At 60.5% G+C, this 18341-nt stretch carries 13 protein-coding genes and 7 pseudogenes; 11 read left to right on the top strand and 9 right to left on the bottom strand.

Annotated features, from left to right (window positions below):
• Positions 1 to 129: 129 nt before the first annotated feature.
• Together OKW39_RS25125 and OKW39_RS25120 are read left to right on the top strand one after the other, a co-directional pair.
• Positions 130 to 972 (top strand): alpha/beta hydrolase, encoded by an 843-nt coding sequence (locus OKW39_RS25125; RefSeq protein WP_429563940.1) that lies wholly within the window; start codon positions 130 to 132, stop codon positions 970 to 972.
• A gap of 155 nt (positions 973 to 1127) precedes the next feature.
• Positions 1128 to 2033, top strand: coding sequence for a LysR family transcriptional regulator (locus OKW39_RS25120; protein ID WP_429563939.1), 906 nt, complete (start codon positions 1128 to 1130; stop codon positions 2031 to 2033).
• Here the strand turns inward: OKW39_RS25120 and OKW39_RS25115 are convergent.
• Positions 2030 to 3001, bottom strand: coding sequence for a LysR substrate-binding domain-containing protein (locus OKW39_RS25115; RefSeq protein ID WP_429359443.1), 972 nt, complete (start codon positions 2999 to 3001; stop codon positions 2030 to 2032). The two genes, OKW39_RS25120 and OKW39_RS25115, sit on opposite strands and share 4 nt — an antisense overlap.
• 127 nt (positions 3002 to 3128) lie before the next feature.
• On the opposite strand from OKW39_RS25115, the gene OKW39_RS25110 reads away from it, so the two are divergent.
• The 3 genes from OKW39_RS25110 (at position 3129) to OKW39_RS25100 (ending at position 5585) form a co-directional block, all read left to right on the top strand.
• Positions 3129 to 4097: an SMP-30/gluconolactonase/LRE family protein gene (locus OKW39_RS25110; RefSeq protein ID WP_429359441.1), complete on the top strand. Its 969-nt coding sequence runs from the start codon at positions 3129 to 3131 to the stop codon at positions 4095 to 4097.
• A 24-nt stretch (positions 4098 to 4121) separates the two neighbouring features.
• The gene (locus OKW39_RS25105; protein WP_429359439.1) at positions 4122 to 4793 is read left to right on the top strand and encodes a glutathione S-transferase family protein; all 672 of its coding nucleotides are present in this window, start codon (positions 4122 to 4124) and stop codon (positions 4791 to 4793) included.
• Between the two features lie 537 nt (positions 4794 to 5330).
• Positions 5331 to 5585, top strand: coding sequence for a hypothetical protein (locus OKW39_RS25100; protein ID WP_429333754.1), 255 nt, complete (start codon positions 5331 to 5333; stop codon positions 5583 to 5585).
• Between the two features lie 566 nt (positions 5586 to 6151).
• Here the strand turns inward: OKW39_RS25100 and OKW39_RS25095 are convergent.
• Both OKW39_RS25095 and OKW39_RS25090 read right to left on the bottom strand, forming a co-directional pair.
• Positions 6152 to 6661, bottom strand: a pseudogene (locus tag OKW39_RS25095) (hypothetical protein).
• A pseudogene (locus OKW39_RS25090) lies at positions 6658 to 7213 on the bottom strand (hypothetical protein). The pseudogenes OKW39_RS25095 and OKW39_RS25090 overlap by 4 nt, the downstream one beginning before the upstream one ends.
• A gap of 596 nt (positions 7214 to 7809) precedes the next feature.
• Here OKW39_RS25090 and OKW39_RS25085 point away from each other — a divergent pair.
• The gene (locus OKW39_RS25085; protein ID WP_429359438.1) at positions 7810 to 8043 is read left to right on the top strand and encodes a hypothetical protein; all 234 of its coding nucleotides are present in this window, start codon (positions 7810 to 7812) and stop codon (positions 8041 to 8043) included.
• A gap of 431 nt (positions 8044 to 8474) precedes the next feature.
• On the opposite strand, the pseudogene OKW39_RS25080 reads toward OKW39_RS25085, so the two are convergent.
• From OKW39_RS25080 to OKW39_RS25070, 3 genes and pseudogenes are all read right to left on the bottom strand, one after another.
• Positions 8475 to 9071, bottom strand: a pseudogene (locus OKW39_RS25080) (NADPH-dependent F420 reductase).
• 28 nt (positions 9072 to 9099) lie between these two features.
• Entirely contained in the window at positions 9100 to 9867 is a 768-nt protein-coding gene (locus OKW39_RS25075; RefSeq protein ID WP_429333753.1) for an SDR family NAD(P)-dependent oxidoreductase, read from the bottom strand.
• 64 nt (positions 9868 to 9931) lie between these two features.
• Positions 9932 to 10666, bottom strand: a complete 735-nt coding sequence (locus OKW39_RS25070; RefSeq protein WP_120294484.1) for an SDR family NAD(P)-dependent oxidoreductase — start codon at positions 10664 to 10666, stop codon at positions 9932 to 9934.
• A gap of 114 nt (positions 10667 to 10780) precedes the next feature.
• Here OKW39_RS25070 and OKW39_RS25065 point away from each other — a divergent pair.
• Positions 10781 to 11353: pseudogene (locus OKW39_RS25065) on the top strand (TetR/AcrR family transcriptional regulator); the annotation flags it as partial.
• 484 nt (positions 11354 to 11837) lie between these two features.
• On the opposite strand, the pseudogene OKW39_RS25060 reads toward OKW39_RS25065, so the two are convergent.
• Positions 11838 to 12101 (bottom strand): annotated as a pseudogene (locus tag OKW39_RS25060) (transposase); the annotation flags it as partial.
• A gap of 113 nt (positions 12102 to 12214) precedes the next feature.
• Between OKW39_RS25060 and OKW39_RS25055 the strand changes: the two are divergent.
• Positions 12215 to 13234, top strand: coding sequence for an IS110 family transposase (locus OKW39_RS25055; RefSeq protein WP_429359434.1), 1020 nt, complete (start codon positions 12215 to 12217; stop codon positions 13232 to 13234).
• A gap of 481 nt (positions 13235 to 13715) precedes the next feature.
• Here the strand turns inward: OKW39_RS25055 and OKW39_RS25050 are convergent.
• Positions 13716 to 14564 (bottom strand): annotated as a pseudogene (locus tag OKW39_RS25050) (IS110 family transposase); the annotation flags it as partial.
• Between the two features lie 185 nt (positions 14565 to 14749).
• Between OKW39_RS25050 and OKW39_RS25045 the strand changes: the two are divergent.
• Genes OKW39_RS25045 through OKW39_RS25035 form a run of 3 tightly spaced genes read left to right on the top strand, consistent with a single transcriptional unit; the run spans position 14750 to position 17956 of the window.
• The gene (locus tag OKW39_RS25045) at positions 14750 to 16009 is read left to right on the top strand and encodes a site-specific integrase (RefSeq protein ID WP_429563935.1); all 1260 of its coding nucleotides are present in this window, start codon (positions 14750 to 14752) and stop codon (positions 16007 to 16009) included.
• The gene (locus OKW39_RS25040) at positions 16006 to 16956 is read left to right on the top strand and encodes a tyrosine-type recombinase/integrase (RefSeq protein ID WP_429563934.1); all 951 of its coding nucleotides are present in this window, start codon (positions 16006 to 16008) and stop codon (positions 16954 to 16956) included. Before OKW39_RS25045 ends, OKW39_RS25040 begins: the two co-directional genes overlap by 4 nt.
• Positions 16949 to 17956 carry a site-specific integrase gene (locus OKW39_RS25035; RefSeq protein ID WP_429563933.1) on the top strand — a complete coding sequence of 336 codons (1008 nt, stop codon included), beginning with the start codon at positions 16949 to 16951 and terminating at the stop codon, positions 17954 to 17956. Before OKW39_RS25040 ends, OKW39_RS25035 begins: the two co-directional genes overlap by 8 nt.
• A gap of 161 nt (positions 17957 to 18117) precedes the next feature.
• Here OKW39_RS25035 and OKW39_RS25030 read toward each other — a convergent pair.
• Positions 18118 to 18288: pseudogene (locus OKW39_RS25030) on the bottom strand (IS110 family transposase); the annotation flags it as partial.
• Positions 18289 to 18341: the final 53 nt, after the last annotated feature.

Below are 18341 nucleotides of genomic sequence, written 5' to 3'. Positions count from 1 at the left end.
ATCATGGCAACGCAAGCACCGATTGAATCCCGCGACTTCATGATCCCGAGCGATACGCCCGAGATCGAGCTTCACATCCGCAACAAGCGGCCGGCAGGCCGCACCGACTTTGGCGAAGCACGCACCGTGATGTTGATGCACGGCGCCACCTACGGATCCGGCAGCCTTTACGACACGCCGATCGGCGGTTATTCGTTTATGGACTACCTCGCTCGCGCTGGCTTCGATGTTTACGCCGTGGATGTGCGCGGCTATGGTGAGTCGACACGACCACCGCAAATGAGTGTCGCCGCTGCGCAGAGCGAGCCGCTGGGGCGTACCGAATCCGGCGTGCGCGACTTCACGAGCGCCGTGAACTTCGTGCTGCGCACTTCAGGAATCGCGCGTATCAATGTGATCGGAATGTCCTGGGGCGGCAGCGTGACTGGTGCCTTCACGGCCCGCAACGGTCACAATGTTCGCAGGCTCGGGCTCGTTGCACCACAGTGGGTCAGCGACAAGCCAATCCCACTTGACGCAGGTGGCCCGCTGGGTGGTTACCGGGTGGTGCGCGCGGCTGATGCGCGCGAGCGCTGGGTCAATGCCGCCCCCGAGTGGAAGCGCAACACACTGATACCGGACGGCGGCTTCGAAGCATGGCTCGACAATACGGTTCGCACCGAGCCCGACGAGGCGTTGCGCAAGAACCAGTCGATCCGTGTCGCGAACGGGCCGATTCAGGACATTCGCGAGTACTGGGGAGCAGGTAAGGCGTTTTATGACCCGGGCCAGATCGAAGTGCCGGTCCTGCTGATTCATGGAGAATGGGATGTCGACGTGCCGCTCGCGCTTGCGCAGGATTACTTCACGCAACTGAGCGGGTCGCCGGACAAGCGTTGGCTCGAACTGGGCGAAGCAACCCACATGCTCATGCTCGAAAAGAACAGGGGGCACGCATATCAGGCATTGGTCAGCTTCCTGAGCGAGGCTTGATGGCGGCGCAAGCCTACCAGCGACCGACTCTACGACACGCTTTCAGCGCCGGCGCCGTGCGAGAATGCCGCAGCACATCGCATGCATCCTCGCACGACGCAAATATCTGTATCGACCCGCGACCCGCATGCATCCCAATCTGACAGGACTGATGCATGGATAAGCTGGCCGCGATGCAGACCTTCGTTCGTGTCGTCGACTCGGGCACTTTTACGCGTGCTGCAGACCTCATGAATGTGCCCAAATCGTCCGTCACCCGCCTCATACAGGAACTCGAAAAAGAACTGGGGGTGAGGCTACTGCACCGTACAAGTCGTCAACTCACGCTGACGCAGGAAGGCCAGATCTATTATGAGGGCTCGATTCGCGTGCTCGACGAGGTTGGCTCGCTGGATGGCAGCGTCCTGAGCGCAACCCGTTCGCCGAAGGGGAAAATCAGGGTGGAACTGCCCGGCTCGTTGGCGTACCAATTGGTCGTCCCGGCCATGCCGGACTTCTTTGCGCGCTATCCCGATGTCCAGGTCGAGCTGAGCGTCGGTAACCGGTCGGTTGATCTCATCGCCGAGAACCTTGACTGTGTTCTGCGTCTCGGGCCATTACTCAGCGACTCGCTGATCGCGCGCTCGGCCGGTACGCTGCCGCTCGTGACGTGCGCGTCGCCTGCCTACATTCAGCGCCACGGGCTACCCCGCGAGCCCGCGGACCTCATGCAAGGCCATACGATCGTCCGCATGAATTCGCCGCGCTCGGGGCGAGACTTCGTCTTCCAGCTCCATCGGGACGAACAGCTCTTCGAAATCCACGGCAATCATCGGTTAAGCGTCAACGACTCGAGCGCCGCGCTAGCGGCTGGACTTGCAGGGCTCGGCGTACTCACCACCTATGCGTTCCTCGTCACCCCGCACCTTCGCTCTGGTGCACTCGTGCGCCTCTTTCCCGATTGGCGCGGCGATGACATCGCTGTGCATGTTGCCTATCCGGCCAATCGGCATCTCGCCTCCGAGGTGCGCGTATTCGTCGAATGGGCGATCGAACTTCTCAGGGCAAGCGAACCCGCCTAACTCTTCGCGTCGTTCCGCTTCGCGCGGCGTCGGCCTGACGAACCCGTGGTCGGCTGCATCCGATCCCAATACGGCGGATCGCCGATGTGCTCACGCACGTGCTCGAGGAACAGACGCGCGCGGGTCACGTTGGAGCGTCCGGGCAGGCGCACCGCATGAATCGCCGATGCCCCCTTTCCCGGGCTGCCGTCATTCTCGGGAAAGAGCGACACGAGTCTGCCATCACGCAGACAATCGCCTACCAGCCAGCTCGCCAAATGAACGATGCCCAAGCCCGCAACCGCCGCGTCGACCAAGGTCTCGGTATCATCGCATTGAAATCGCCCGTTGACCCGCAACGGTGCGCCCCGGTTGAGCCCCGGGAAAGTCCACCAGCCCGGCGGAGTCGGCTTCGACGAGACCGTCAGGCATTCATGTTCCAACAACTGCTCTCGCGTTTCCGGCTGGCCCGCCCGCGCCAGATACGAAGGTGCGGCGCATACCAGTCGTCGCACCGGCGCAAGACGCGTCGCAATCAGATCGCCACTCAGATCGCGTCCGATCCGAATCGCCAGATCGATGCGTTCGACCGAAAGATCCGTCAACCGATCGCTCAGATGCAGGTCGACCTGCATCCGCGGAAATTTCTCAAGAAAGGTATGCACCGCCGGTGCGATATGGCGCCTGCCAAACGATGCCGGCGCGGTGATCGTCAACAGGCCGCGCGGCTCCTGATCCCGACTCGATAGCTCATCGCGCGCCTCCATCAGTTCCCCTAGTACGTTGCGCGCAGTACCGAGAAAGTGCTGCCCGGCATCGGTCAAGACCAGCTTGCGGTTGCCACGCAGGAACAGCGCGCAGCCTAGTTCCTCTTCCAGCCCGTCGATCCGGCGCGTGATCGACGACACCGCCACATCGAGCGCGCGCGCGGCCAGCGAGAAATTGCCGGCTTCGACGACCGCAACAAATACCTCCAGATCCTTGAGCATTGCCGCCTCGCATTTTGCGTTTATTGCAAACGTAGGTTGCATTGGCGCTAATTGTTTAGGGAATACAGCAAAAGCACAATCCCTCCCGTCACATCACCGGCCTGGTGCCGAAAACAGGAGAACCTCTATGACAACGCCAAAACATCGCAAGCGTCCAGCACAACTTATCAGTGGCATGACGCTCGCGGCTGCCTTGCTCGCACCGAATCTCTCCAGCGCGGCAGACATCACGTTCACGGCCCCGCAGGCCTTTCCGGAGAGCATCACCTGGTCGGCCCGTCAACATGTTTTCATGGTGGGCTCGGTGCGGCACGGTACCGTGGGCAAGATCACGCCCGATGGTCATTACTCGGAATTCATCCATGACGACCGTCTGATCTCGACGCTGGGTCTGTTCGTCGATGATCGCCGCAACACGCTTTGGGTCACCAACTCGGACCCGGGTGTCGGCGAGCACACCAATGCGGCCACGAAGGGCAAACTTGCGGCCATCGCGACTTACGACGCGACTACCGGTGAGCCACGCGCCTACTACGATCTGTCGTCGATCAATCCGGGCGCGCATCTGGCCAACGATCTGGCGGTCGACGCCGATGGCAACGTCTATGTGACCGACAGCTTTGCACCGACCGTCTACCGCATCGACACGCATGGGCAGATGTCGGCATGGGCCCGGGATCCGCGTTTTTACACCGGCGAGGGCTTCAACCTGAACGGGATCGCAATGCACCCGGACCGCTATCTGATCATCGGCAACTACAACTCTGGCGCGCTATTCAAGATCGATATTCATGAACCGTCGAGGATCGAGCAGATCACGTTGCCCGAAGCACTGAAAGGCGCGGACGGATTCGATCTGGTGGATTCGCAGCACCTGGTCGTGGTGCAGAACGAGGGCATCGATCGCACGGTCGAACTCGTCTCCACCGACGGCTGGCGAACCGCCACCATTGAGCGTGTACAGAAGAGCGAGCGCTCGATGCCGACTGCGGCCGTGACGGAAAACGGCAAGACGCACGTGCTCAATTCGCGAATCGACACGCTGTTCAAGCCGGGCTCGCCGCAGATCGATCAATTCGTTTTGCAGCAATTCTGAATAATTCGATCCAAAGGAAACACTATGCCGACACTTTATTTTCATCCCACGCCGAACGGCAGCAAGGTCGCCCTGATGCTCGAGGAGCTGCAGCTGCCGTTCGATATCGAGGTCGTCGATATTTTCCGCGGCGAGCAGCATCAGCCGGAATTTCTTGAGATCAATCCGAACGGCAAGGTGCCGGCCCTGGTCGATGACGGCATCACGGTGTTCGATTCGCACGCGATTCTGCTGCATCTGACAGAAAAGCACGGTGCTTTCATGCCGACGGATCCGGCCGGGCGTGCGGCCGCACTGTCCTGGCTGCAGCTCGTCGCGACGGGGCTGTCGCCGTTCAGCGGCCAGGCCGTGCACTTTCTGCACTACGCGCCGGAACCGCTGCCTTATGCCCGCAATCGCTACTTCAAGGAGGTCGAGCGGCACTACGGCGTGTTCGATCAGCGTCTGGCGAAAGTGCCTTACCTGGCCGGCAGCACATACTCGATTGCCGATATCGCGCTGTGGGGCTGGGCCTGTTCGGCAGGCTACATCTTTGGCGAGCGTGGATTGACCGACTATCCGCACGTGCAGCGCCTGGTCGATGAGATCTCTGCACGTCCGGCGGCGGCGCGGGTCATCGCACTGAAGCAACGCATGACCCTCAGCACCGAGATGAACGAGGGTGCCCGTCGCGCCTTGTTCCCGCAAAACCTGTAACGACCGACTGGACCGTCGCGCAGCGTCGGGTCTGGATTGCTGCGCGACGCGGTTGGCGTGAGCGCCGAGAACGGTGGGCTTTGATGCTTCGAAGGTAGATTGGATGCAGAAGAAATCGAGACGTCGAAGGTCGTTGGCGCCGACACTGAGCGGCCGCTCGAGCGTCCGTGTGCGTTCGCAAGCGAGTGTCGGAAACTGGCCGGGTACGGACGAACCCAATCGCCGCGTCGCCGATCAAGTGACGCTAGTGCACCGTTGCCGAGCGGGCCGGTCAACGTAATGGTGCGGCGCGCTGAAGAGTCGCGCGTCCGCGTAAGTGCGTGCGGCAACGCGCGTTGCCGCGATCCGTGCACGTAGTGTCCGGACATCGATATGTACGAGAAAGGGCCTATCGAACTGAGCGTGTCTTCGCAACCTATACGGAAGGGCGTAACCTCGTATGACCGGAGGAAGCCGCGCTATGCCGAGCGACGAGCGCAGATCTTCGTCGCTACGTGGCCGCCTACCCTTAAGGCTTAAGGTGCGGAAGAGGTCGTCATGCCTGATACCGAGGTGTACAAATTTCAATACGTACGTCGACAGGGACTGCAGCGTACCTATGATGTAGTTCTGAATATCTGTCGGCTGGAATCCGGCGTATGTTCTTACGTGGCATGGGTCCATTTCGCCGGCGAATTCAAAGGGAACGGACTGATTTTCCCACTGATCGCAAAGACTACGGAGGAAGCGGCGGTTGAAGCGCGAGGACGTATTGAAAACGACATCGAAGACCTCGCCGGCATCGCTGAATAACCTTGCATTTGTTGTCTGGAGTTGGCCATGGAAGAGCAACAGGTGGACCGAGGCTACATTATCACGGTCAGCGCGCGAGAGGACTGCGACGGCGGGTCGACCGTTACGTTGCTGGTGGAGCAGATGTCGCGGCGTGGCGAAATCGACCGCAAGGGCGGCCGCATACCTGGGAGCACTACCGCTCATTGCTCAGCGTAGCGGCCGCAGTCAGCGATGCGATAGACCTCGCCAGGCGCGCGATCGATGCCCAGCTTGGCGGATCTCCGCGCGAACATTAGCCTCGTACCCTTCCACCTGTTGCCGGGCAAGCGGCGGCAAGCGCAGTATCCTCGAACAGACCACCACACGCACATCAAAATCACATCATGTGGACAGTGCAGTCGCTTCAGCACCTGGGCGACGCCAGGGGGCAACGTCCTGCGCGGTCTTCGTCGTCCTGGCCATGGGGGTCGCCAGCATTTTCCGGCCACCGGATCTTACCTTACAGTAACGCCTTGGTGCGACAGAGCAATCCGTAACGCCAGCCGTATTCGATGTGGCGATTGCGCGCGCGTTCCGACTGGACTTTACTGCAAGGTGCCCCATCGCCCGACCGCCGGCTCGGCCGAAGCCCACTTCCAACCGTCCTGATCCTTACAGATTGACGCGACAAACCAGGCAGCGGGCGCACCGGGCTTCTCGCCAGCAATGACCGAAAATGCAAACTCGCGACAGGTCGCCAGCGCGCTATCGAACTCGCGCAGCACGCGGACCTCGCCGTGACCATTTTCGAGCGGCAGCACGTGTTTGACCCGCTACGGCTTCGTTGCGCCGACCGGCAATTCACCCGCCGTGGCCGCGATCGCCATCTGCTGGTCGCCGTGCAGCGACTTCATCACGCGCCTGACGGCTTCGTCGGCGGCGGCCTGCACTGCGATGCCCACGCCGATGCCGATGGCAGGATTGCTGGTGACGGCGCCTGTCGATACCGCGGCGACCGCACCGGCCACCGCGCCGACCGACGCGCAGCCACTCATCATTACCGTCAAACTCGCCACAACGCCGGCCGCAAGCATCGCATTAAAGCGGCGCTTCATTGCAGCGCACCCCAGCGTGCCGTGGCCGGTTCCGCCGAGGCCCATTTCCAGTCATCACCATCACGGCACACCGCAGCGACGTAGAACGAACTGGTCGCGGGCTGATCCTTCTTCGCATCGGTATCGGCAGAAAAGACAATTTCCTTGCAGTCGAGCATACCGGTACTGATCACCCGGCTCACAGTCACGCGGCCTTTTTCGTCTGGCTCGATCGGTACGCTGTGCCTGGTGAACCAGGGTGCCACGGCGCCGACCGCGAGCGGTCCCGCCGCGGTCGCAATCTGCGCCTGCGTATACGCGTGCATCACGCGTTCCGAGTACTGCACGCCGGCTCGGGCAGCGGCCACTGCGCCGAGGCCGATGCCGGTGGCAACGGCCGCGTTGCTGGTGACCGTGCCGGCGACGGCCGCCCCGGCGATACCGGCACCCGCCGTGGCGCCTTCACTGTAAAGTGAACTGCAGCCCAGTCAGACCCGTACTGACGGCTGCCAACGCGAGACAGGTCGCCAGCGCGGTAACGGGCAGGCAATGCCGCCGAATCGCGCTCTGCATGGTCGTTTTCCTCGCTCCGGATGGCTTGTCCCGATCGATGCAGTAGCCGGTTGCGCGAAAGCTGGCAGACGCATCGCGAGAGCGGCGCATTCCACATTTTGACGCGAGTGGATTGGTGAAACCAGCGAAATTCGCAGGATCGGTGCGCAGCGGTGATTGGCGGAATGGCGCGCGATGCATGCTGGCTCACAGCGCCTGACTGACCAAGCTCGATGTCCCTTTCCAGGGCGACACTCAAGATTGCCGGGGCCTCAGGCTCAGCCGTTGCGTGCCGTCTGTCGAGTCTCATGGGGGGCGCCACTTGATGAACAGCATCCGGCATTTGCCGCCCCTCCCCTTGCGCGAAACAACGCCACCGGGAACTGGATCACTGCGACGCGTTCTTTTATTTGCGCCGACTGACTTCCAGGCAAGACAACGCACGCCTGGTCGATACGTTCCATAAGGTCGAGTTCCGGCCGGTTGACCGAAAGGGCGGACCGAAGATCGCGTATGTCGCGGCATCATCGCCGTGATCGATTCGATCGCTAAAACCACGTTGACACCCTGTCAGCGACGTCCCGGCCGTTGTATGCTTAGCCCGAATAGGAGGGGCCATGACTCAAAAGGCGCGAGAGCTTTACAGGAGCGCGAACGGAGACCGTTGGTCGCTCGTCCACGAATACGACTCTGGCCGGGTTTTCGTCCGACATGAGCCAAACCTCTCGTCAGGTGGCCGGCCGTCCGACATCTCAATTGGCGACTTCCTCGTTCGAGATGGCAAAGGGCCGGAGCATACCGAACTGCTGCGCCTGATCGGGAAATTGGTGGAGACGCCAGCCGATAACTAGCGCTTACCTTTTACGATTGTTCAACTCGCGTCAGTGACTGCGCAGGCCTGCTCCGTGCCAGTATGGCTTTCAACGCCGATGCTTTGTGCTGCAGGCGGTGGACGCCGACGCCGCCCCTCAAGGCAATACCGTGGTTGGACGACATCTGCCTGGGGGACGCTTCAGAAAACGGAAAACAGGCACGGTAGCGACAGAACGATCTGTCGCAAATCGACCCCGAGCCGTCATCCGCGTCACCATGTCAACAACGACCGCTTTCCAATTCCGAACGGACATTCGTTCGCATCACGTCTTCCGTTACGGGCGCTCGGGGCCGGTGGGTCGTTAGCGGCAATGATGCATTCGCTCAGAATCACTAACTGAATCTCGATCAGATCGCCGCATGCGTTTGGCGATGCGCGTGGCCGCTGTGACTTTGTCGTGACGCGCCGCTATTTGAACTTGACGAGATCCTTGAATATCAGTTGACCCCAGCTATTTCCGCGCGCGTGTACAAGCAGTCCACCTTCCGAAAGCCCGCCGAGGTTGATTGGCGCGAAACCGAGTTTTTCCGCAAGCGCACCAACCTCCGCTGCGGCGCCGTCATCGTCGCTCGCCAGGAACACGACTCTCCTGCCACCGTGTACGGCCGGGTCCTGGTCAAGGACGGCAGCGACCAAATGGTTGAAGCCTTTCACCAGCCTGGCTCCGGTGAACGCCTTCGCGACGAAAACTGACGACGGGAGACCGTCCAGTTCCTCAAGCGGGGCTAACGTGTTCATCGCGTCGATGATGGTCTTTCCTTTCCAGTTCGGCAGCGCTTTCGCGACCTCCGGGTGCGACTCGAAACGGACAGCTAAAAAGATGGTGTCTGCCTTGAGGGCTTCCGCCAGGGTTTTGGGAATGATTCAGGGTCCGATCGCGGCGGCATCGGACGCAAAGCTTTCCGGGTCGCGCGTGGTTGCAACGGATACTTCGATACCGCTGCGGGCAAACGCCTTGGCAAGCGCGTAGCCGATCTTGCCGAAGCCGATGATTGCGTAGCTCATATGTTCTCCTTTGGTTTTTGCGGCGCGATCAGAGCTTGTAGCCGCCGCTCGCTTCAATCGTCTGACCGGTCACCCAGTGGCCGTCATCGGAGGCCAGAAACGCCACGACGGCGGCGATTTCCGAAGGCTCGCCAAAGCGTCCCAGCGCGATTTCGGCCTCGACCGCCTTGACGAGTTCGGGATTCTCCCGGATGGCGGCGTTCACGTCTGTTCGCGTGTAGCCCGGCGCTACGGCGTTCGCGGTAATTCCGCGCGGCCCCAACTCGGACGCGAGCGCATGGGTGAGGTTGTTGATGGCCGCTTTGGCCATCGAATAGACAGGCGCGGCTGTTACGGGCTTCGTGGCGGCAGCGGATGAGATGTTGATGATGCGTCCACCATCTGTGAGACGATCCAGAGCGGCCTGAACGATGAAGAAGGGCGCGCGGGCGTAGACCGCGATCAGGGTGTCCCAACTCTCCGGCGTCGCGTCCTTGAAGCCAACCCAGCCGGAATTGCCGGCGTTGTTAACCAGGATATCGAGAGCTTTGCTTCCCTTCCGCTTGGTGAACTCGTCATCGAGTCTCTCAAACAAGGCCGGGACTGTCGCCGGGTCAACGAGGTCCGCGTGGATCGCGAACGCAGTGCCTCCCGCTTTCTCGATGGTCGCGACCGCTTCGTCTGCGCCGGATTTGCTGGCGTTGTAAGTCAGCGCGACCGTCGCACCATCCTTTGCAAGACGTTCGGCAATGGCGCGGCCAATGCCCCGCGATGCCCCGGTAACGAGAGCGGTTTTTCCTTTAAGGGATCGTTCCATTTTATTTTCCTCAGTGGATGTGCGCATAACCGGATCACTGGAGTGACCGGCCGGGCGTGGCGCGTCAGATTTGCGCCAGGCCGCCGTCAACAGCGACCTCGCTGGCGGTCATGAAGCTGCTGTCCTGCGACGCGAGGAAGGCGGCCACCGCCCCGATCTCCGCCGGATCGGCCATGCGCTGGAGCGGAGTCATCGAGCCGAAGGCCTTCACGCCTTCCTCGCCCAGCGCTTCCTTCGCGAGTTCGGTCGCCGTCGGCCCGGGCGACAGCACATTTACCCGGATGCCGGTGCCCTTCAGATCCTCCGCCCAGGTCCGCGCGAGGTTGCGCACTGCCGCCTTGCTCGCGCTGTAGGCGCTGAATGCCGGGGCGCCCGTGGTGCCGGCGCTCGATCCGGTCAGGATGATCGAACCGCCCGCACCCATCAGCGGCAGCGCCTTCTGGACCGTGAAGATCGAACCCTTTACGTTGGTATCGAAGATTTCGTCAATGTGCTCGGATGTGATCTTGCCGAGCGGAAGCTGGCTTCCCGCCCCGGCATTGGCGAAGACGATGTCGAGGGTTCCGCGCTCGGCCTTCACCGCCGCGTAGAGTCGGTCGAGGTCGGCCAGATTGGAGACAGAGCCTTTCACCGCGCGGGCATTAGGCCCGAGGTCGGCCAAAGCCGCATCGAGTGCTTCCTGCCGGCGGCCGAAGATGAAGACGAACGCGCCTTCCTCGATGAAGCGCTTTGCCGCGGCAAGGCCGATGCCGGTAGCGCCGCCGGTGACCACGGCGGTCTTTCCATTCAGTCTGTTCATTTCATGTGCTCTTTCATTGGAGTTGCTGGAGAAATGCCATACAGCGCTGTATGATATGGATCACCGATCCACATAAACACTATATGGATCACCGATCCACTTGTCAACATCCCTATGCGAGCCGACGCTCAAAAAAATCGCAGCCAGATCCTCACAATCGCGCGTGACGTCGTCACCGAGCATGGTGCCGACGCATCGATGCGCGATATTGCTCGCCGGGCTGGCGTCGGGTTGGCCACACTGCTTCGTCATTTCCCGACACGAGAAGCCCTATTCGAAGCGTTGCTGTGCACCCATCTGGATGCACTGACGCAGAAGGCAGCCGAGCTCGAAACATCGACTTCGGCTGACGAAGCACTTCTCATCTGGTTTCGGGAATTGGTGGTATTCACCCAAAGCTACAGGGGTGTTGTCGCCATGATGGCGGCAGCCCACACGAACCCGGATTCCGCGCTTTATGCTTCGTGCGCAGCGGTGCACTCAGCAGGCGCGCGCCTACTACTCCGTGCTCAGGGCGAGGGAACGGCACGCGCCGATATGAATGGGGACGACCTGTTCGCCCTGATAACGGCTCTCGGCTGGGCGGTCGACCAACCCTCATTCGCGCCACGAGCGGATCATCTCGTTCACCTCATTACGAGCGCCATCCTGACACGTCGGCCTGGCAACGATGCCAGGAAGGCAACGCGGCGAATCAAATTGCCGACGGATACTTCCTGCCAGGGAAGCGCTTGGGGATTCGAACTAGATGGCGGAAAGCTGACTGGAGCCGACACTCGAATGGCCATTAGTGCACTTGAGCGATTGGCCGCTGTTGTTTAGGTTTGTAGGATGCCTGCCCTCGACCACGGATATGAGCGCACGCCACAGGCGCATGCGGGCAGGCGTCGTACAAACCCCGAGGGAGGAAACCGCGGAGTGTTCCGGCGCGGCCGGAACCTTTAGCGCTATGGGGATTGAAGAGGTCGCGTGCGGTGTTGGACTGACGCGGCGCTGGGGCAAAGCGGGTTGATGTCGACGGGATGCACGTTGGGGAGGCTGTCCGGCGCGCGTTGGTGACGGGAGGCCGGGCGCACAGCCGCGTGGTCCGTGTAAGAGACGCAAGCGTCCGCTATCGGGTCCCGTTGCCGGAGAGCCGACGATCGCCTTGAACGTCTCGAAACACCTGTGCTCATGCTGCGGCTCGCTGTACGGGTGGTGCGCGGATCGGTGCGCTGCGCTGGAGGACCTCGATGACGATCATCGGCGCGCCGCAGTGCCGGCAGATGAAGGCAGGACGCAGAGCGGGACCGGTGTCGTCGGGTTGCGTGCTGGCTGCGGGCACGACGTGCAACAGCCCACGCACCTTCGCGAGATTCTCCCGGCGCACGGGATTGGCCAGCAGGCCATAGTGGCGGATGCGGTGGAAGCCGCCGGGCAGCACATGCAGCAGAAAATGAAATGAACGCGTCCCACCCGAGTATATGAGCGCAAAGGAAGCTGGATCCTCACAGGCCGATGTGCCTACGTGGAAAATACGAAGTTTCCAGGCAAACCGGAGGATCCGTCGTGAAGCTTACGCCAGTTGGGATTGACATTGCAAAGTCGGTGTTTCAGGTCCACTACGTCGATCAGGAAACCGGAGAAATCGTGAACAAGCCGATCAAGCGGGCAAAGTTTCTCGAGTACTTCGCGAACCGGGCTCCGTGCCTGATCGGCATGGAGGCGTGCGGCGGATCGCACCACTGGGCCCGGCAACTTACGAACATGGGTCACGTGGTAAAGCTGATGCCGGCGAAGTTTGTGAAGGCGTTCAACATCCGCAACAAGAACGATGCGGCAGACGCCCGTGCAATCTGGATGGCTGTGCAGCAACCCGGCAAGGCCGTCGCGGTGAAGACCGAGATACAGCAGGCGATGCTGGCGCTACACCGTATGCGGCAGCAGCTGATCAAATTTCGCACGATGCAGATCAACAACCTGCGTGGACTGCTGATGGAATATGGAGAGATCATGAGCAAGGGCCGGAACAAGCTGAACAAAGAGATACCGGTCGTGCTCGAACGGATCGCGGAGCGCCTGCCTGCCGTGCTGATCGATACGTTTCGCGAGCGGTGGAATGGACTGGCGAAGCTGGACGAACAGGTTGCCGAGATCGAGCGCCGGATGCGCGAGTGGAAGAAGGACGACAAGGCGGTGAAAGCGGTTAGCGAAATTTGCGGCGTCGGGCTGCTGACGGCAACGGCAGCCGTCTCAATGATGGGTGATCCGAAAGCATTCAGTTCGGGGCGGGAGTTTGCCGCATGGGTTGGCATCGTGCCGAAGCAGACCGGCTCGGGCGGAAAAGTGAACCTGCACGGGATCAGCAAGAGAGGCGACACCTATTTACGGACACTGCTGATCCACGGCGCGCGTAGCGTAATAGAGCACGCAAAGGAGCCCGGCGAGTGGGTCGAGCAGATGATGAAGCGGCGACCAAAGAATGTGGTGGTCGTTGCATTGGCGAACAAGATGGCGCGGACGATCTGGGCTGTGCTGGCCCATGACCAGCCGTACCAGAAGGCCTACGTGAGCGTGAAGCCCGTCTGAATGGTTCACGCGAAGCAGAAGATCAACGGTTAACACAGGGTGAACGTCGAAAGGTTGCGCAGCAATCGAGTGTGATGACACCCATTAGCGGGCTCGTGTCAAGCGAGTACGCAAAACCCACGGCTGTCAGCAGCCGGGTTCACATTCCACGGCTGATTGCAGTAGCTGAGCGCGCCCGTTTCTTCAATTCCCGGCTGCGACGGATCGCGCCAGACACCCATCAGGATCAAGCGATCGGCGTACTGCGGTTGCCTGTCGCCCTGGTGGCTTCGCCACCCCAGAAGAACTTTGGTACCGCAATGCGTCCATGGGGTTCGCACAAGTGCAAGGGCTGCCGGGTTGTCGGCGCCAATCCACAGTTGGCTCGCATTGCGGGCGATCCGCTTTACTGCATATCAGGGACGGCGGCACAGCATCCTATTCAAACCAAAGTGGTTGAATACCAGTCATCACATGAGGCTTGCGGCCGCCGTCGTTAGCTCTACGCAAAGCAGCGCGTCATATCGAATGGTTTGTGCTCCTTCAGCATGTGGAAGCACGCCCGGGCGAGCTTGTGCGCCAAAGCTTTGCGCGCCAGGATAGTATTGGTCTTGACCTTCTTTCGCTCATAGAATCGTTTGGCCTCAGCGCAATAGCGCAGCGCAAAGTTGGCCGCTTCGATGAATGCCCAGGACAGATACGGGTTGCCATTCTTTGTGTTGCCTTCGCCTTTCTTTTTGCCGTTGCTCATGTGCTGGCTGTCGACGCAGCGCGCATAGGAAGCGAAAGTGCCGGCGCTGGCGAAACGCTCGATGGTGCCCACCTCCAGCAGAATGACAGTTGCAAGAGTCTGGCCGATACCCGGCGCCGTCATCAGCAATTTGTGGTCAGGCTCCGGTGCGACTTTTTCACGGAGACTCTTTTCCAAAAGGTCGATCTGTGCGCAGAGCGTTGTTATGACCGCGACATTTGCCCGAACCGCGAGTGCGACTTCGTTTGGCAAGTGCATTTGTTTGATCGATTCTTCGTCCAGTCGTTTTACCTGATTGCTCGTGATTCGCCTGCCGAACTGGCGTGCCGTGATGTTCTCCACCGCGAGGATGTGGCTGGTGCGGCTTCGTACGAGTTGCATTCGTTTCCTCGCAAGATCACGGACAGCACGCTGTTGTGGCGGCAGGATGGTCCCTGTCGGGAGTATCCCCAGGCGCAGCAGGTGAGCTAGGTAACGTGCATCGGTCTCATCTCCGCTGTGCTTGAGTCCGTCGTATTTTTTGATCGCCGTCGTATTGGCGAGATGCACTTTGAAGCCCGCTTCCTGCAGCCCGTCGACAAGCCAGTACCAATTGTACGTCCTATAGAAATGTTTCTATAGGACCTTTTATGGACGCTCCGGAATTATGCACGGTTTGTCGGTCATTCTGAGGTGCGACGCCCAATTCCTCTGGACGCCGGGTAGCGCCTCCCCAACGGTCGACCTTGCATAACAGATACTGCTCTTCCCAGATGGCTTCATCGCCATCTCTCAGGAGAGCGATCATGATCACGCAAGTCATTTCTGAAGTCGTCGCGTGCAATCGTGCACGGTACGGCGCACTCGAGCCCCTCGTTGGGGCTTTCGCGGAATACTTGGTCCGACGCGGATATGCGGGCGTTACTGTAGGGAACTACCTGCAATGCGCGTCGCACTTCGGGCGGTGGCTGACTTCGCAGCGCATCGCTCTCGATCACATCGACGAGGCGACACTACATCGCTTTCTTACGGTGCACCTCCCGGTCTGCCATTGCTACAAGCCAAGTCCGCGCACCCTCGCTAATCTTCGCCGCGCGCTCCGCAATCTGCTTCGCATGCTGCGCGCGGAGGGCGTCGTTCCGCCGAGATCAACGCCAGTGTCCGTGTTCGTAAATGAGGAGCTTCAGCTCTTTGATGCCTATCTTCAGGATGTGCAGGGGCTAGCACCAGCAACGCGTCTCTACCGTCTGCGCTACGTCCGTGAATTCCTCATTGCCCGATTTGGCTGGGGGCCGATTGCGCTTGAATGCCTCAAGCCAGAAGAGATCTGTCGATTCGTGACTGATCGCGCCGCGGGCTGCCAACCCCGGACAGCAGGAATCATTGGCGACTGTCTGCGGAGTTATTTGCGTTTCCGTCGCATACACGGACAACCTACCGAACCCCTGATTGCCGCAGTCCCAAGAGTCGCTTACTGGCGTCTAGCGGCGTTACCGGATTCTCTTACCGATTCAGAACTGGCGGGGCTTGTGAGTTCCTTCGATCATACGTGTCCAACCGGCCGACGTGACTACGCGATCGTTCGCTGTCTGGTGGACCTGGGCCTACGGGCGAGCGAAGTGGCTTTTATCCAGCTCGATGACTTGAATTGGCGAGAAGGAACGCTTCGGATTGCCAAAGCGAAGGCAAAGCGCACAACACTTCTGCCGTTGCCTTTGGAGACGGGGCGCGCGATCGCTGACTATTTGCGCTTCGGGCGCCCGCGAACGGAAAGCCGCGCACTGTTTGTGCGGCACCGCGCTCCGCACGATGAACCGGTGGGGCCCAGCCTGGTGCGTAATGCCGTACGCTGTGCCTACGCCCGGTGCGGCCTCGCCCAGCGGTGGACCGGAACCCATGTGCTACGCCATTCGGTCGCATCAAGGCTACTCAGGGAAGGGGCAAGTCTCAAAGACATCGCCGATCTACTGCGCCACCGCAACGTCAACACGACGACCATCTATGTCAAAGTCGATCTACCCAGGCTCATCACCGTTGCCTTGCCATGGCCGGGGAGACGCACATGAAGGCCGCCACTACCATGGTCTCCCTGGTCGAGGACTATCTCGAATGCCGGCGGCGACTCGGCTTCGCTTTGGAGAGTGAGGAAAGGCGGCTGCTGTGCTTTGCACGCTTCGCCGATCAAATCGGCCACCGCGGTCCGATCACGGAAGAACTGGCCTTGCGTTGGGCCTGTTCGTCCAGCCGCGCGACAGCCACCACGAGAGCAGGTCGGCTAAGAATCTTGAGCCCGTTCGCCAAGTATCGCCTGCAGTTTGATCCCGCCACCGAAATTGCACCGCCGGGACTCTGTGGACCAGGACACCGAAGGTTGACTCCGCATATCTACTCGGAGGAAGAGATCGACGCGTTGCTGGATACTGCGCGACGACTTCCGCCCGCCGGTAGCCTGCGTCCAGTTACCTGTGAAACCGTCTTCGGTCTGCTCGCGGCCACGGGTTTGCGTATCTCGGAGGCGTTGGCCTTTCGGCGCTCGGACGTGGACTTGGAACGCGGCCTGCTCACGATCCGTCAGAGCAAGTTTCGGAAAGCCCGCCAGGTTCCTCTACATCCGACCACCACCGAAGCCCTCCGTGCCTACGCCTTTATTCGGGATAAAAGGCTGCCCGCGTCGACGACCGACGCGTTCTTCGTGTCAGACCGCGGGAGGCCAGTGAACTATCGTCAGATCGCATATGCCTTTGCCCGTCTTCGAGCGCAGCTCGGATGGCAGGCGCGAGGAGGTCACCCGCACCCGCGCATCCACGATCTGAGGCACAGCTTTATCTGCCGCCGTCTTGTCGGCTGGTATCAGGAGGGGATCGATGTCGGTAATGCGATGCTTGTGCTTTCCACCTATGTCGGACATACCCAGGTCACCGACACGTTCTGGTATGTAACGGCAATACCTGAGCTGATGACCATCGCAGGCGATCGCTTCGAGCACTTCGTTCAAGGAGGCAATCATGCTTGATCTGAACCTATTACCGACGTTTGCGCAATTGCTGCAGCAGTTCTTTATGGAGCGCCTGATACAGCAGCGTAACGCCAGCCCGCGAACGGTGGCGGCTTACCGCGACACCATGAGGCTGCTTCTCCAATTCACCGAACATCGATTGCATCGGAAACCTGAACGCCTGGAACTCAGCGATATTGATGCACCACTGGTTCTCGACTTCCTCAATCATCTCGAAGTGGTTCGCCAAAACAGCATCCGCAGCCGCAACCTCCGGCTTGCCGCCATTCGTTCGTTTCTGCACTATGCTGCGTCCCGAGCACCAGAATCGCTCGGCACGATTCAACAGGTGCTCGCGATTCCGATGAAGCGTTACGAGCGCCCGCTGGTCCGCTTCCTCTCCCGAGAAGAAATATGCGCCTTGCTCGATGCACCCAACCCCAACACATGGTGCGGCCAGCGCGATCGCGTGATGTTGGCGACCCTCTATAACACCGGCGCTCGGGTATCCGAACTCATCGGCATACGCGTCGGCGACGTCGATCTGGATCGAAGCCCTTCTGTTCGACTTCACGGTAAGGGTCGCAAAGAACGTGTGGTCCCGCTCTGGCGTAGCACCGCAAGCCAGATCCGGCTCTGGCTTCGTCAAATTGGCGCTTCACCCGGACAGTGGCTCTTTCCAAATCGCTCAGGCGGACCGATGACGCGAACCGGAATAACCGATCGCCTTAACCTCGCCTACCAGGCTGCGGCGACTCATTGCGCGGGACTCAAGGGCCGACGCATCTCACCGCACCTGGTTCGGCACGCGACTGCCATGCACCTGCTTCAGGCTGGCGTTGACCTCACGGTCATCGCGCTGTGGCTGGGTCACGAGAACCCAGCAACCACGCACATGTACATAGAGGCAGACCTGGCAATGAAGGAAAGGGCCCTCAGTACGCTTCAATTGCCCCACGGCAGGCAACACCGCTACCGGCCCACTGACCGCGTACTGCAGTTCCTCGAGGGCTTGTGATTATGCTCGGCCACGTGAACTGAACCGATCAGTGAGCCCTGCAATGCTCAGGAACTCGAAAGCGCGCGCGGCACGCCCCATACTTCGATTCACATCGGCACCCACGCCGCGCACTCCGTTCTCCTCAACGACAAAGCGTGCATAATTCCGGGGCGTCCATAAAACGTGGATTCGACCACGACGCCAGCCAGTTCCGTTCGCCATGGCGAGAGAAACGCAAGGATTTTTGGCAAGTCGTTAGGCATGCGCTTTTCCGCGACCACCCGGTCCGCCTCGTCGGTCACAGTCACGACGCTGTTATTCGAATGCAGGTCAATTCCGCTATATTTCATCACAGCCTCCCTTCGGTTAAAGCAGTTGGCAAACTCACTTTAACCGCGCCGCC

Source organism: Paraburkholderia sp. MM6662-R1 (assembly GCF_050436245.1).
Lineage (GTDB): Bacteria > Pseudomonadota > Gammaproteobacteria > Burkholderiales > Burkholderiaceae > Paraburkholderia > Paraburkholderia tuberum.
Note: the sequence above shows the minus strand (reverse complement) of the source record. Positions and strands in the feature narration are given on the sequence as shown.

Excerpts from the sequence above, each read along its gene's own strand:
- OKW39_RS25125 (WP_429563940.1), top strand. The coding sequence starts at position 130 with ATGTTGATGCACGGCGCCACCTACGGATCCGGCAGCCTTTACGACACG.
- OKW39_RS25120 (WP_429563939.1), top strand. The coding sequence starts at position 1,128 with ATGGATAAGCTGGCCGCGATGCAGACCTTCGTTCGTGTCGTCGACTCG.
- OKW39_RS25115 (WP_429359443.1), bottom strand. The coding sequence starts at position 3,001 with ATGCTCAAGGATCTGGAGGTATTTGTTGCGGTCGTCGAAGCCGGCAAT.
- OKW39_RS25110 (WP_429359441.1), top strand. The coding sequence starts at position 3,129 with ATGACAACGCCAAAACATCGCAAGCGTCCAGCACAACTTATCAGTGGC.
- OKW39_RS25105 (WP_429359439.1), top strand. The coding sequence starts at position 4,122 with ATGCCGACACTTTATTTTCATCCCACGCCGAACGGCAGCAAGGTCGCC.
- OKW39_RS25100 (WP_429333754.1), top strand. The coding sequence starts at position 5,331 with ATGCCTGATACCGAGGTGTACAAATTTCAATACGTACGTCGACAGGGA.
- OKW39_RS25085 (WP_429359438.1), top strand. The coding sequence starts at position 7,810 with ATGACTCAAAAGGCGCGAGAGCTTTACAGGAGCGCGAACGGAGACCGT.
- OKW39_RS25075 (WP_429333753.1), bottom strand. The coding sequence starts at position 9,867 with ATGGAACGATCCCTTAAAGGAAAAACCGCTCTCGTTACCGGGGCATCG.
- OKW39_RS25070 (WP_120294484.1), bottom strand. The coding sequence starts at position 10,666 with ATGAACAGACTGAATGGAAAGACCGCCGTGGTCACCGGCGGCGCTACC.
- OKW39_RS25045 (WP_429563935.1), top strand. The coding sequence starts at position 14,750 with ATGATCACGCAAGTCATTTCTGAAGTCGTCGCGTGCAATCGTGCACGG.
- OKW39_RS25040 (WP_429563934.1), top strand. The coding sequence starts at position 16,006 with ATGAAGGCCGCCACTACCATGGTCTCCCTGGTCGAGGACTATCTCGAA.
- OKW39_RS25035 (WP_429563933.1), top strand. The coding sequence starts at position 16,949 with ATGCTTGATCTGAACCTATTACCGACGTTTGCGCAATTGCTGCAGCAG.